We start from the raw sequence: 13,152 nt of genomic DNA, 5'->3' as shown, positions 1-13,152 counted from the left end.
CTTAATCCCAGGCTCATTTATGTAAAGTGCGGTTATTTTTTCTTCGAAGCCAAAGAAAGAAGGGTAAAGGCACTGAACTTGAGTAAGCTGGAAAAGAACTGCGAAGCATAGAATAAGTTTAGGTTATTCGCGGGCTGATTAAGTGCGGCAACTACCGGAAATATGGTGAGAATTGTGGCAAGCAACAGCACCCATTTGATCCATTCTTTTCCAATAAAAGCAAAATATCCGAAGGTCATGAACATCAAAGCCATTTCAGCAGTAACGGTCATGTCGAAATTGGGGTTTTTACCCCATTGAATAAATCCGTTAATCACATCAACAGTGATGGCTGCAAAAATTAAGTAGGCTGAAATTTTATAGTTTTTGTGTATTTTATAGTCCATTGGTATTGAAAAGGCCGCAAGATAGCATTAATAAAAAAAAAGATTGTATGCTACTAACATAACATTCAACAATTTTAGCATATCGCTGATTATATCATACAAAGCATTTAGTTTTATTCTGCCTCTATTGGTAATCTGAACATAAATGAAACCTGAATACAAATGAAAAAAATCACTTTATCTTTTATCCTGATGCTCAGTACAGCAGCGTCCATCTTCGCTCAGGAATCTAAACCTTATGAAGGGGTTCCCGGTTGGGCGGAAACCAAAGATCAGCGGCTCAAATGGTTTAGGGAAGCCCGCTTTGGCCTCTTTATCCACTGGGGCCTGTACAGCGCTGCCGGTGGTTCCTGGAATGGTAAGGTATATCCTCAGCATTATGCAGAATGGATCGAAACCTGGGCCAATGTTCCGAGCAAGGAATATAGCGAAACACTAAAGCCAAAGTTTACAGCAGCAAAGTTTAAACCGGAAGCATGGGCAGCACTGGCAAAAGAAGCAGGAATGAAATATATGGTGATCACCTCCAGACATCATGAAGGTTTTAGCATTTTCAACAGTAAAGCGCCTTATTCCCTGAATAATCCGGTAACGGGAGGAACGAACATCTCTCCGAAAGGAAGAGATCTATATGGGGAAACAGTCTCCGCTTTTAAAAAGGCAGGACTGAAAACCGGTGCTTACTATTCCTTGCTGGACTGGCAGCATCCTGATTCTTACCATACTTTTAAAAATAATCCGCGTGTTCCGGGAACCAAACCGAACCACGAGGTTTACAAAGATTACCTGTACGATCAGGTAAAAGAACTGGCCCAGAATTATGGTAAAATGGATGTGCTATGGCTGGATTTCAGCGGAAGAGATACTCAGGGCGAAACCTGGGGAACCAAACGAATCCTGACAGACCTCATCAAATGGCAGCCAGGTATTATCGTAAATAACCGCTTCTGGGATGGTCTGGAGAATAAAAACGGAGATATCGGGACACCTGAGAAATACGTTCCGCCAGCAGGTTTGCCGGGAATGGATTGGGAAGTGAGCCATACCATGAACGAAAGTTATGGCTATAGTGCCCATGATCAAAACTGGAAATCTTATGATAAGATGATGAACCTGTTTTTAGAAACCGTAAGTAAAGGAGGGAACTTCTTATTAAATATTGGTCCCGATGGGGAAGGACAGATTCCTGAACAAGGTGTAAAGATCCTGAAGGAAATAGGCGCATGGATGAAGGTGAACAACGAAGCGGTATATGGAACAACGGCCAGCCCATTTCCATCACTGGATTGGGGTTATGCCACACAGAAACCCGGAAAATTATACCTTGAAGTTTTTAATCCTCCGGCAAATGGAGTTTTGGACGTTCCTTTGTCCAGCGGCATCAGCAAAGCTTATATTTTAGGAAATAAAGGAAAAGCATTGTTGGTTAAAACGACTGCCAATGGCAAGACAATCCAGCTTCCTGCTGATTTCTCCGGGCCGAAACCAATGGTCATCGTCGCAGAGATCAAAGGTCTGCCGGTAGTAGTGGAGAACAAGGTAAGCTCGCTAAAGGATGGAAGTATTGTGCTGAATGCAAACAATGCGAAACTGACGGGCAACGGTGGCATTAAGTTAAAAGGAGCATCAACTCATGATCCAAACAGGCCGAATACCATCGCTTTCTGGACCAATAAAAATGATTATGCTTATTGGGATTTGAAAATTCAGAAACCAGGAAAGTATAAAGTCATGGTCAATTATTTCGCATCAGCAGATGCAGCCGGAACACTGCAGTTTAATCTCGAAAATAATGCACTTAATTATAGCATTCCGGCCGGAAATACGGCAGGTTTTAAAGAGGTGGAGGCAGGAGTGATCGAGGTTTCGCAACAGGCGATAGGTGCAGCCTCGCTAAGGTTGGAGCTAAAGGCAGCAGGGATCACCGGTAAGTCTATGCCGGAAATCAGCAGCATTACCCTGAAACCGATTTAATCTGCAGGATCTTCTAAAGAAGCCCGGTTGATTCATTCATCCGGGCTTCTTTATGTTTCGGGTTTTAACAATATATAGCAATGTTTTTATCGTACTTTTGCCGGCAAAGAACAGATTATGGAAGCGACTGAACTAAGAATTGGGAATTATACATTGGATCATGGTCATCCTGAGCAAATACCTTATGGCTCTGATATTGATTCTGCGGGATTGATGGAACCGATCTTGTTAACGGAAGAATGGGTGGTTAAGTTTGGTTTTGAACGCTTCGAATTTGAATATGAAGAGGGGATGGAGATCACTTATGTATTAGAAAAAAAGAACGGTCATCAGTTCGTGTTGAGTGATACACTCCAGCCTATGGATGGGGAAATTGCCATGCTGGATTATAAGCTGCAATATGTGCACCAGATTCAGAACCTTTATTTTGCATTAACAAATGAGGAGTTAACCGTAAAAGGTTAACTATTTTTATCTATAAATTCCGGATGATCAGGATGGAATGTTATTGATGCTCGGAGAGTTTATTATACTGCCAAAGCACGTTGATAATTTTCCATTCTCCATTCGTTTTCACGATGTGCATATAATCAAACCATTCGTCGGCAATTAATTTTACAGATGCTGTTAATGCAGATACATCCAGAAGTTTAATCTCTTTCTTTGGCGTTTTTGGAAACTTATCCCCGTTGGTATTATAGGTTTCTGCCAGGATCACCAGGTTTTCAGCTGAATATTCAGAAACAAAATCTTTTTGTGTTTTCTTATTTTTGAAGACCGATCTTTTGACCACCCTTGGGTGTAAAGCATCCTGCATTTGTTTTGGATTTGGCGTATGCTGAGACTCAATATAAGCAAGTGCAACTCTTTTGATGTCCAGGGTATCCTGCCTGGTTTGCGCCTGAACTTTCAATATGCTTGTCACGATGAGTACAAAAAGAAAAGAGATGAACTTCATAAATAAATTTAAGCTGGCGTTTCTGATAATTGCTTAGTTAAATGTAAACATTTTTAAATCTACTTGTATTTTATCCTTTTGTAACATCGTTGATGGTTTTTAATCAGGTAGGGTATTTACAAATTGTTTATAATCGGCTTTTACCTGATTCGCGTATTTTTTAGCGTAAGCGAGCAAAGCCGGTTGCCATTGTTTACGGCTGGCAAAGGCCCTTAACTCGTCATTGATTGCAGATCCCTGGATGCCACTGCTCCGCAATTGTGCGGATGCGGTTAAGATGGCCATATCTGTCAATACTGCGGTCAGCTCCCTGAGCTTATCTCCAAGCAATTCAAACCTGATCTTATCATCATAAGGCTGCATCTCCTGCAATACATAACTGGCTTGTTTAAACCTGATGGTGGTTAATAAAGCGGGGGAGACATTTTGCATTCTGTATTTATTGGTAATGATGCGCTGGGCAGGAGTGCTCCAGTGAGGCTGAATGGTGTTATTGTAAAGAGCGAGTGATGAGGCCCTGGCCTCTTTCATTTCCAGGAGTAAAAACGAGTCTTTATCCTTACGGTTTTGCAAAAGAAACATGTATCGTTTTAATCCGATACTCCCCGTACCCGCAACACGAAAAGCGGCATCTTTTACCAGGTAGTCCTTTGGCCAGGAAGGGATGGTTTTTAACCAGCCGGCAAGCTGAGACAGGAGCGCCTCTTTTAGTTTCGGCTTTAGTTTAAAATGTAATGTATTGTCAATTTTTATGGTTAATTTCTTGCGACTGGCATCTGTTATCTTTTTGATGAGTTCCTTTTCGGTTCTCTTTTTCGCATTATTAAGAAAAAGACGTACCGTTCCTTTTGCTGTTCTGGGGTCGATACTATCCGCTTTTCCGCTTTTCAAAGTCTCCCGGTATTTATTTAAAAACAGGGTTGCCATTTCATCTGCAATCGGGGTTTTTAACTTGAGTACATCAAAGGCTACGTAAATGCTGGTCAGCACCCTCGCCAGTTCCCAGTTTAAAGGGGCGAGCATGGATTCATCAAAATCATTCAGGTCAAAGTAAACGAGACGGTTATTGCCTTTATAGCTGCCGAAATTTTCAAGATGAAGGTCGCCTGAAATCCAGGAGAGCGGAGAAAGAGGGAAATTTTTTGCCTGAGCTAAGTCCTCGTAAAAAAGATGACAAGTGCCTCTGAAAAAACGGAAGGCATTTTGTTTCATCGCTTTATACTTTAACTGAACCATTTCAGGAAGTAAGGGAGCATTGAATTTCTCAATTCTCTCTATAATTGTATTCATATGCTTTGTTTTAAAATTACCAGTAGAAGGATCCGATGGTTTGTTCCTCCAATAGCCAGCTGTTAAATATTTCCAGCTGATCGCCTTTCCCGTTCACCACCATTTCCAGCGTAATTTGCTGATCAGTGCGCGAAACCTTCAGGTGGTTATACCGGAGCCCCAATTGCGTCACTTTCCGGCAAGTGGCATCTGCTTCATTTTTATCCTTAAACAGAATCCTGTAATTCCTCTGCTGAAAACGATTGTCGATCCAGAATTGGATATAGTCCATTACATATAAAACAAACAGGGAAAGTGCCACTGAGATGCCCGTAAGGAGGTATTCGCCAATGCCAATCAGCATCCCTATTGCTGCGGCAATCCAGATGGAGGCCGCAGTAGTGATACCAGAAACACTGATGTTATTACGGAAGATGACACCAGCGCCCAAAAAGCCGACTCCGGTAATGATGTTCGCGGCAATCCGGTCACGGTTGGCGTCTACACCTAAAAGGTAAGAACAAATGGTAAATATGGTAGAACCAAAACAAATTAAAGCCAGGGTCCTGAATCCGGCAGATTTGCCGCGGATTTCCCGCTCAAAGCCAAGAACGCTTCCACAGAGTACGGATAGAAATATTTTTAATATTTCCTGATCATAAACAGGAGGAGAGAGAAGGGACTGTTGCATCTTACAGCAAGATACTTAATTTTTTAATCAAAACTCAGTGGTTCGTTTTCAGAAGGAAAACGAACCACTGAGTTGCTTGTATAAAAAAAGGTCGTCCCTGAAATTTCAGGGACGACCTTTTTTAGCTGATTGGCTTATTTCGGCATCAGAACGGTATTCACTACGTGAATGACCCCGTTTTTCTGATAAACATCTGCTATAGTTACAGTGCTCATTCCGCCTTTTTCGTCTTTTAGTACGAGTTTGCTACCTTTCATCCAGGCCCAAAGTTTTCCACCTTCTACAGTAGTCAACTCAGCTTTTCCATTTCCTTTTTTGATGGCAGCAGCAATTGCTTTGCTGTCCATTTTTCCTGCTACGACATGGTAGGTTAAGATTTTCGTTAATGTTGCTTTGTTGGCTGGTTTAACCAGGTTTTCTACAGTTCCTTTTGGAAGCTTGTCAAAAGCACTGTTTGTTGGGGCAAATACGGTGAAAGGACCTGCGCCTTTAAGGGTTTCCACAAGGCCTGCTGCTTTAACTGCTGCAACCAATGTAGTATGGTCTTTTGAGTTCACTGCGTTGTCAATGATGTCTTTTGAAGGATACATCGCTGCACCGCCAACCATTTTTGTTTTTTCAGTCATGCCAGCTTTTGACTGTGCCTGAACTGTGATGTTAGATGCAAATGTGATGGCTGCCAGGACAATTGCAGATAAGAGTATTTTTTTCATGTTTTTGTTTTTATGATTTGAGAACACTTACGCAAGATCATTCCATCTTGGTTTTTTAATCACTCAGATAATTATTTAAATGATTGATTTGTAGTGTTTTAATTTGTGGTTTTGTGTTTAGCGCAACTGTTTTGCCCACCTGTGCTCAGGCTCGGGATCGGGCGCGGAGGTTTGGAATGCATTGGATGTTACCTGCTGGACTTCAGAATCTTTTGAGGATTTTAATGATAAACATTATTTTCTTTTTGTTTTAAAATAATATATTTGAGTTAAATTAACTCCATATGAAAAAAATTATCATTGCTTTCGTTGTGCTCTTTATCGCCAATCTGGGATGTAAAAAAATATCAAGGACAGATGGACTTTGTGCCTGTTCTCCCGCTACTTATCCGGGGGTTGCGCTGGTGATTAAAAATGTAGCTAATCTGGATTTATTGAATCCAGCCAATAAAGAGGCTTATACATTGAATCAGATTAAGCTATTTCAAAAAGATGATAAAGGTGTAGAGAAACAAATTAGCTTTTCCATTCGCCCCACGTTTTCTTATGGCTCAGAAAAGTTCAATTATTATCAGCTGTATTCTGAAGAAATATATGTTTTAGCGAGGACTAAGCCACAAAGCTTTTACCTGAAACTGGCCGATGGAACTCCTTATGAGCTTAATTTGGAATTTAAAGAAGGGGTATATAAACCCCAAAAGCTGTTAATTGATAAAAAGGAAGCGCCTGCTGAAACTGGTGAGCTTGCAAAATATGACGCTTCTATTTTCTACCTCAACCTTTAATTCTTTTTCAGCAATTGGTCTTGTAAGGAACTGATCATGTGCTTAATTTCCATTAAATCGGTTTCCTGTTCCGGAATCTCCTGACTCTGGTAACTATGAAACTGCCACAATTCCAATATTTCAGAAACAGGTACACGATAGGGCTGGAACAGCTTGTTTAAAGATTCCAGCAGCATCGTTCCTTCCTTTTCAAGCGTCAGCTGCTTAAACACAAAATCCTGTTCTCCCTTCAAGACCACGATACAGAGGCTGCGGGCTTTTAACTGCTGCCAGTCGGCCACAAACCTGCAGATCACCTCAGCACCTTCCGGAATGGGCAACATCGAAGCCCCTGTGGTAGGGAACATCCGGAATGTACCGGATTCTGGGAGATTGGGCAGGGAAAACCTGGGCAAAGCGGCCAGGAACTCCGGGTCCTTGTATCCTGCCTGGTAGCCAGCTTTCGCCTTTACAGGAATATATTCCATGTTTTCTTTGTTGTCCTTATCCACCGTGATCGCCAGGACGCGCAGGTTGCCTCCCTGTAAATAAATGTCAGTTCCGGCTTCCAGTTCCCGGAGCTTGAGTTCCGAAATCCTGGAAAGTTCCACTTTCAGCAGGCTGTCTATACTGATCTTAAAAATATTTGAACAATTGATGAGGTCCTCCGGCTGGGGGGCCTTGGTCTGCCCGCTTTCCAGTGCATTGAGCTTGGAACGGCCTATCCCCAGGCTTTCAGCCATCATTTCCTGACTCAGTTTCTTCCTTTCCCTGAGGAACTTAATATTGGCAGAAAAAAAAACTTTTTGAGTATTCATTTTGTATTGTTATTATTAGTGTCAAATATTTGACACTGATCGTGTCAAATGTAGTAATTTTAAAATTAATTGTGATGGAAGAAGCGGCGAATAAAAGTGAGATCATTGAAAAACTGAAAAAGGAGATGCTCCTGATGCAGGGATTCTCTGCAGTTTTAGATCATGAACGCCCGGATATTGGCCTCGGGCCAATGGAAAAAGCTTTTCCTAACCATATTTTTCCAACCGCTGCGGTGCATGAATTTGTGAGTGCCCATGCAGCAGCTGCAGCAGCAACAACAGGTTTTATGGCCGGCCTGATCAGCCATTTAATGAAAACGGAAGGTACCTGCCTTTGGGTAGGCACAGGACGTCAGCTTTTCCCTCCTGGCCTCAAAGCCTTCGGAATCTCGCCAGACCGGATGATTTTTATAGACCTGCAGCGCGAACGCGATGTGCTTTGGGCAATCGAAGAAGGCCTGAAATGCAGCGCCCTGACTGCAGTAGTTGCCGAACTCAAAGAAATCAGTCTCACTGAATCCAGGCGATTACAGCTGGCAGTAGAAAGAAGTCGGGTCACAGGTTTTCTGCACCGCTGCAATGCTAAAAAGACAAACCATATAGCCTCTGTATCCCGATGGGAGATCAGTCCCATTGTCAGCCATCTGGAAGCGGGTGTTCCGGGGGTAGGTGATCCCCGCTGGAATGTCGAACTGCAAAAGATTCGCAATGGCAAACCGGGAAGCTGGCAGCTGGAATGGTCGGCAGGGCGATTTACCCATTTGACAACAACAGCCACAGAAAGTACTTTTATTCAACAAACCGGATAACATGTCAAGGCGATACCTTACGATATGGTTCCGTCATTTAACGACGGATCAACTCGCGATCCGCAAGCCGGAGCTGAAAGGGGAGCCCTTTGTACTGGCTGCTGCCGAACGCGGACGAATGGTGGTAAAGGCCTGCAGTGCCGCTGCCACAGAGAAAGGAATTGAAGCAGGAATGGTATTGGCTGATGCAAGGGCCTTAATTCCTAGCCTGGAGGTCCTGGATGACCATCCGCTCAGGGGAGAAAAATTACTTCGTGCCCTGGCCGAATGGAGTTTGAGGTATACGCCGATTGCTGCTGTTGACCTGCCGGATGGCCTGATTCTGGACATCAGTGGTTGTGCCCACCTTTGGGGTGGCGAAGAACCCTACCTCAAAGATATTTTAAGCAAACTCCGTAAGCCTGGCTATGAAGTACGGGCGGCGATAGCAGATACGATCGGTGCCTCATGGGCCATTTCCCGGTTCGGACAAAACAGTCCGGTAATCGGGCCGGGAGCTCATATTGATGCTTTACAGGCTTTGCCACCAGCTGCATTGCGACTGGAAGCACCGGTCCTGGACCGCCTGCAAAAATTAGGCCTGTACCAGATCCGGAGTTTTATCAATATGCCGCAAAGGGTCTTGCGCAGACGTTTCGGACAGGATTTGCTAAACAGGCTGGATCAGGCCTTGGGATTGGTGTCTGAGCCGATCATACCAATTCAGGCCATCGTTCCATACCAGGAATCACTTCCATCCCTGGAGCCCATCCGTACGGCCACAGGCATTGAAATCGCCTTGCGGAAGCTCCTGGAAATTATTTGTCAGCGCTTATTCCGCGAAGGAAAGGGAATGAGGAAGGCCGTGTTTAAAGGTTACCGGATCGATGGGAAACTTCAGCAGATCGCAATCGGGACGAATGAGCCGGTGAGAAATATAGGCCATTTATTTAAGCTCTTCGAACTGAAGATCGCTACGATTGCACCGGGATTGGGAATCGACTTGTTTGTTTTAGAAGCGCCTGTGGTAGAAGAACTTTCCATACAACAGGAAAGCCTTTGGGCAGCCAGCAATCAGGAACACCTCGCCATCGCAGGTTTGCTGGACAGGATTGCAGGGCGGTTTGGCGCGAATGCCATCCACCGCTACCTGCCTGATCAGCACCACTGGCCGGAACGCTCGATCCGGGAAGCCAAAAGTTTACAGGAAAAACCAGCCATTGCCTGGCCGGAAGATCAGCCCAGGCCCCTCTGCTTATTGCCCCGCCCGGAAAGAATTCAGGTCACCTCGCCAATCCCGGATTATCCGCCCATGCTGTTTATTTATAAGGGAATAGTTCATAAAATCAGAAAAGCAGACGGGCCGGAAAGAATTGAACGGGAATGGTGGATCGAACAGGGACTGGTCAGAGATTATTATCGGGTAGAGGACGAGCAGGGTGCACGTTACTGGGTATTCCGCTCGGGTCATTATCATGACGACGAGCCGGAATGGTTTATACATGGTTTTTTTGCTTAAAGGAGAGAGATGAGTTATACAGAATTACAGGTGACCACAAATTTTAGTTTCCTGAGGGGGGCGTCGCATCCTGAAGAAATGATTCAGCAGGCCGTATCGCTTGGCTATAGCGCGATTGCAATTACCGACCACAATACCCTTGCCGGGATTGTCAGAGCTCATGCTGCTGCCAAAGCAAATGGCATCAGAATCATCCCTGCCTGCAGGCTCGACCTGGTAGATGGACCAAGCCTGCTGGCCTATCCGACAGATCAGCCAGCCTATGCCCGTTTGTCTGCTTTACTTTCTACAGGCAACCTGCGTACAGAAAAAGGCAAATGCGAATTGTATAAAGCGGATGTTTATCACTTCTCTAAAGGCATCAGATTCATCACTGTCCCTCCGGGTAAATTAAACGCGGAATTCGATTTAGATGCAGAGTTTAAAACCGCTTTAAAGGAATATAAAGAAGCATTTGGATCGAATCTTTACCTTGGTGCCTGCTTTTCCTACCGTGGTGATGATGCGAAAAAATTGTACAGGATTTCAGCGCTCGCAGATCAGATCGGAGCAGCAATGGTGGCCACAAATGATGTGCATTTTCATCATCCTGACCGGCGCGAACTTCAGGACATCGTGACCTGTGTCCGGGAAAAGTGTACGATCTATAATGCAGGTTATCACCTCTATCAGAATGCAGAAAGATACCTGAAACCTGCAGCAGAAATGGAACGCCTATTCAGGCAATATCCGGATGCCATCAAACAAAGTCAGGAACTCGCAGCGGCCTGTCAGTTTTCCCTTGACGAGCTGAAATACGTCTACCCGGAGGAAATTACCACTGAAGGACGGAGCCCTCTGGAAGAATTAACCTACCTCGCCTGGAAGGGGGCAAAGGATTTTTTTGGGGAGGAGTTGCCGGAAAAAATTACGACTGCCATTGAGTATGAAATGAAATTCATCGAGGAAATGGACTATGCACCTTATTTCCTCACGGTATATGACATCGTGAGGTTCGCCAGGGAACAAAATATCCTGTGCCAGGGCAGGGGATCTGCTGCCAATTCAACGGTCTGTTTCTGCCTGGGCATCACTTCTGTAAACCCGACTAAGTTTGAATTGCTTTTTGAGCGCTTTATCTCTTCTGCACGAAATGAACCGCCAGACATTGATGTGGATTTTGAGCATGAGCGGAGGGAAGAAGTGATCCAGTATATTTATAACAAATATGGACGCGACCGTGCAGCCATTGTAGCTACCGTTACCCAGCTCCACCGGAAAGGGGCAGTGCGTGATGTGGCCAAAGCGATGGGCCTTTCTGTAGATGCGGTAGACCGGCTTTCTAAATCCATGTGGGAATTTACTGACGAATGGCTGGAGGGCAAAGCGCCCTCTGATCATGGATTTAAACACGATGATCCGCACCTGATGAAGATCCTGCAGCTCACACAGCAGTTTATCGGTTTTCCCCGTCAGCTGGGACAGCATACAGGTGGTTTTGTGATCACCAGGGGCAAGCTGAGCGAGCTTTGCCCGATTCTGAATGCACGCATGGAAGACAGGACTTGTATTGAATGGAATAAGGATGATATTGATGCCCTTGGCTTCCTTAAAATAGATGTCCTGGCATTGGGCATGCTAACCTGTATCCGAAAAGCTTTTGACCTGGCGAAACAACATTATGGCCTTGACCTTACCCTGGCCAATATTCCTGAGGATGATTCAGAAGTATATGACATGATCAGTCATGCGGATACCATAGGGGTGTTTCAGATCGAGAGCAGGGCACAGATGTCTATGCTGCCGAGATTAAAACCGAGAAATTTCTATGATCTGGTGATCGAAGTGGCCATTGTCCGCCCGGGACCAATTCAGGGGGATATGGTGCATCCTTACCTGAGGCGCCGGAATGGAGAAGAGGACATTACTTATCCTTCACAGGAACTCGAAGATATTCTTGGTCGCACATTGGGGGTTCCTTTGTTCCAGGAACAGGCCATGAAAATTGCCATTGTTGCGGCGGGCTTCACACCAGCGGAAGCCGATGAGTTGCGCCGGAGTATGGCCAGTTTCAAATCACATGGGATGGTGAGCAAGTTCCGGAAGAAATTGGTGGATGGCATGGTCGCAAAAAATTATGAAAAAGATTTTGCGGAACGGGTATTTAAACAATTGGAAGGATTCGGGAGTTATGGTTTCCCGGAAAGCCATGCGGCAAGTTTTGCCTTGCTGGTCTATGTATCCTGCTGGCTAAAGCATTATTATCCGGATATTTTTGCCGCGGCCTTACTGAACAGTATGCCTATGGGATTCTACCAGCCTGCGCAGATTGTCAGCGATGCGAGGAAACATCAAGTGCAGATCAGGCCAATTGATGTGAACTTATCGGCATGGGACAATACCCTTGAAGAATTATCCGGTAAATACTGTGCAATGAGGTTGGGTTTCCGTCAGGTCAGCGGCCTGAATGCGGAGGACATCAATCTGCTGGTTGCGGGACGGCAACAGGAACCTTACCGCCATATCCATACCTTAATGGAAGTGGGTGTGTCTCTGGCTGCACTGGAAAAATTAGCCGATGCAGATGCTTTCCGTTCTATGGGAATGGACAGAAGGCAGGCTTTATGGGAAGTAACCGCACTTGCCGACCGCCCTCTGGGTTTATTCGAAGGGGAATTAAAAGAACAAAGTAAAGAAGAGCAGCAAATCCAATTGCCAAAGATGTCTTTGTCGGAACATGTGGTTCATGATTACAGTACCACTTCCTTATCGTTAAAAGCCCACCCGGTAAGCTTTATCAGAAAGGAACTGTTCCACCGTCAGGTGCTCTCTGCTAAAGAATTAAAGCGCTGGCCCGATGGTACACTGGTCAGGGTCTGCGGATTGGTCCTGGTGAAGCAGAGACCGGGAACGGCCACAGGAGTTTGTTTCATCACAATTGAGGATGAAACAGGAATCGCGAATCTCGTGGTTTTTCAAAAACTGTTTACCAAATACCGCAAGGAAATTTTAAGGGCAAAATTGCTCATGGTAGAAGGGAAATTACAGCGGGAGGGAGAAGTGACCCATGTGGTGGTACAACACTGCTATGATTTCTCGGGTCTTTTGCAGGGACTCGTAGAAACAGATATTAAAAAAGGTAAAAAGGTAATCCAGGCAGAGCTCTTCCCGGAATCCAGGGATTTTAAATAAGCAATCATGGTCAACTTTTTTTATAATTTTTAGGCTGCTTTGTTCAGATCCAACAATAGACAGGAGGAGTATAATTGGGCTTATCGCGTATTTCTGGATTG

12 protein-coding genes are annotated in these 13,152 nt (G+C 44.7%); 6 read left to right on the top strand and 6 right to left on the bottom strand.

From position 1 onward, the window contains the following. Positions 1–32 precede the first annotated feature (32 nt). Positions 33–386: a hypothetical protein gene (locus tag DBR43_RS15125; protein WP_124582247.1), complete on the bottom strand. Its 354-nt coding sequence runs from the start codon at positions 384–386 to the stop codon at positions 33–35. Between the two features lie 162 nt (positions 387–548). Here DBR43_RS15125 and DBR43_RS15120 point away from each other — a divergent pair, with 162 nt between their 5' ends. Together DBR43_RS15120 and DBR43_RS15115 are read left to right on the top strand one after the other, a co-directional pair. Next, complete coding sequence (locus DBR43_RS15120) at positions 549–2,360, top strand: alpha-L-fucosidase (protein WP_124582245.1); 1,812 nt, start codon at positions 549–551, stop codon at positions 2,358–2,360. Between the two features lie 117 nt (positions 2,361–2,477). After that, positions 2,478–2,825, top strand: coding sequence for a hypothetical protein (locus DBR43_RS15115; RefSeq protein ID WP_124582243.1), 348 nt, complete (start codon positions 2,478–2,480; stop codon positions 2,823–2,825). A 40-nt stretch (positions 2,826–2,865) separates the two neighbouring features. Here the strand turns inward: DBR43_RS15115 and DBR43_RS15110 are convergent, their stop codons facing one another. The 4 genes from DBR43_RS15110 to DBR43_RS15095 form a co-directional block, all read right to left on the bottom strand. Then, positions 2,866–3,318, bottom strand: coding sequence for a nuclear transport factor 2 family protein (locus DBR43_RS15110; RefSeq protein ID WP_124582241.1), 453 nt, complete (start codon positions 3,316–3,318; stop codon positions 2,866–2,868). Between the two features lie 99 nt (positions 3,319–3,417). Continuing rightward, positions 3,418–4,608: a DUF2252 domain-containing protein gene (locus DBR43_RS15105; RefSeq protein WP_124582239.1), complete on the bottom strand. Its 1,191-nt coding sequence runs from the start codon at positions 4,606–4,608 to the stop codon at positions 3,418–3,420. 16 nt (positions 4,609–4,624) lie between these two features. Continuing rightward, positions 4,625–5,278 carry an MgtC/SapB family protein gene (locus DBR43_RS15100; RefSeq protein WP_124582237.1) on the bottom strand — a complete coding sequence of 218 codons (654 nt, stop codon included), beginning with the start codon at positions 5,276–5,278 and terminating at the stop codon, positions 4,625–4,627. Between the two features lie 134 nt (positions 5,279–5,412). Next, positions 5,413–5,991, bottom strand: coding sequence for a fasciclin domain-containing protein (locus DBR43_RS15095; RefSeq protein ID WP_124582235.1), 579 nt, complete (start codon positions 5,989–5,991; stop codon positions 5,413–5,415). Between the two features lie 284 nt (positions 5,992–6,275). Between DBR43_RS15095 and DBR43_RS15090 the strand changes: the two genes are divergently transcribed. Beyond that, complete coding sequence (locus DBR43_RS15090) at positions 6,276–6,776, top strand: hypothetical protein (protein ID WP_124582233.1); 501 nt, start codon at positions 6,276–6,278, stop codon at positions 6,774–6,776. Here DBR43_RS15090 and DBR43_RS15085 read toward each other — a convergent pair. Continuing rightward, positions 6,773–7,573, bottom strand: coding sequence for an XRE family transcriptional regulator (locus tag DBR43_RS15085; RefSeq protein WP_124582231.1), 801 nt, complete (start codon positions 7,571–7,573; stop codon positions 6,773–6,775). The genes DBR43_RS15090 and DBR43_RS15085 overlap by 4 nt on opposite strands. Positions 7,574–7,647: 74 nt before the next feature. Here DBR43_RS15085 and DBR43_RS15080 point away from each other — a divergent pair, with 74 nt between their 5' ends. The 3 genes from DBR43_RS15080 to DBR43_RS15070 are packed head-to-tail and all read left to right on the top strand — an operon-like array spanning position 7,648 to position 13,051. Further along, positions 7,648–8,382, top strand: coding sequence for an ImuA family protein (locus tag DBR43_RS15080; protein ID WP_124582229.1), 735 nt, complete (start codon positions 7,648–7,650; stop codon positions 8,380–8,382). Position 8,383: 1 nt separating this feature from the next. Then, positions 8,384–9,880 carry a Y-family DNA polymerase gene (locus DBR43_RS15075; protein ID WP_124582227.1) on the top strand — a complete coding sequence of 499 codons (1,497 nt, stop codon included), beginning with the start codon at positions 8,384–8,386 and terminating at the stop codon, positions 9,878–9,880. A gap of 9 nt (positions 9,881–9,889) precedes the next feature. Then, a complete protein-coding gene (locus DBR43_RS15070) occupies positions 9,890–13,051 on the top strand; it encodes an error-prone DNA polymerase (protein WP_124582225.1) in 3,162 nt (1,053 codons plus the stop codon). The last annotated feature ends 101 nt before the right edge of the window (positions 13,052–13,152 follow it).

Origin of the sequence: Pedobacter sp. KBW06 (assembly GCF_003852525.1) — a bacterium.
In the GTDB taxonomy this organism is placed as follows: domain Bacteria; phylum Bacteroidota; class Bacteroidia; order Sphingobacteriales; family Sphingobacteriaceae; genus Pedobacter.
Note: the sequence above shows the minus strand (reverse complement) of the source record. Positions and strands in the feature narration are given on the sequence as shown.

Excerpts from the sequence above, each read along its gene's own strand:
- DBR43_RS15125 (WP_124582247.1), bottom strand. The coding sequence starts at position 386 with ATGGACTATAAAATACACAAAAACTATAAAATTTCAGCCTACTTAATT.
- DBR43_RS15120 (WP_124582245.1), top strand. The coding sequence starts at position 549 with ATGAAAAAAATCACTTTATCTTTTATCCTGATGCTCAGTACAGCAGCG.
- DBR43_RS15115 (WP_124582243.1), top strand. The coding sequence starts at position 2,478 with ATGGAAGCGACTGAACTAAGAATTGGGAATTATACATTGGATCATGGT.
- DBR43_RS15110 (WP_124582241.1), bottom strand. The coding sequence starts at position 3,318 with ATGAAGTTCATCTCTTTTCTTTTTGTACTCATCGTGACAAGCATATTG.
- DBR43_RS15105 (WP_124582239.1), bottom strand. The coding sequence starts at position 4,608 with ATGAATACAATTATAGAGAGAATTGAGAAATTCAATGCTCCCTTACTT.
- DBR43_RS15100 (WP_124582237.1), bottom strand. The coding sequence starts at position 5,278 with ATGCAACAGTCCCTTCTCTCTCCTCCTGTTTATGATCAGGAAATATTA.
- DBR43_RS15095 (WP_124582235.1), bottom strand. The coding sequence starts at position 5,991 with ATGAAAAAAATACTCTTATCTGCAATTGTCCTGGCAGCCATCACATTT.
- DBR43_RS15090 (WP_124582233.1), top strand. The coding sequence starts at position 6,276 with ATGAAAAAAATTATCATTGCTTTCGTTGTGCTCTTTATCGCCAATCTG.
- DBR43_RS15085 (WP_124582231.1), bottom strand. The coding sequence starts at position 7,573 with ATGAATACTCAAAAAGTTTTTTTTTCTGCCAATATTAAGTTCCTCAGG.
- DBR43_RS15080 (WP_124582229.1), top strand. The coding sequence starts at position 7,648 with ATGGAAGAAGCGGCGAATAAAAGTGAGATCATTGAAAAACTGAAAAAG.
- DBR43_RS15075 (WP_124582227.1), top strand. The coding sequence starts at position 8,384 with ATGTCAAGGCGATACCTTACGATATGGTTCCGTCATTTAACGACGGAT.
- DBR43_RS15070 (WP_124582225.1), top strand. The coding sequence starts at position 9,890 with ATGAGTTATACAGAATTACAGGTGACCACAAATTTTAGTTTCCTGAGG.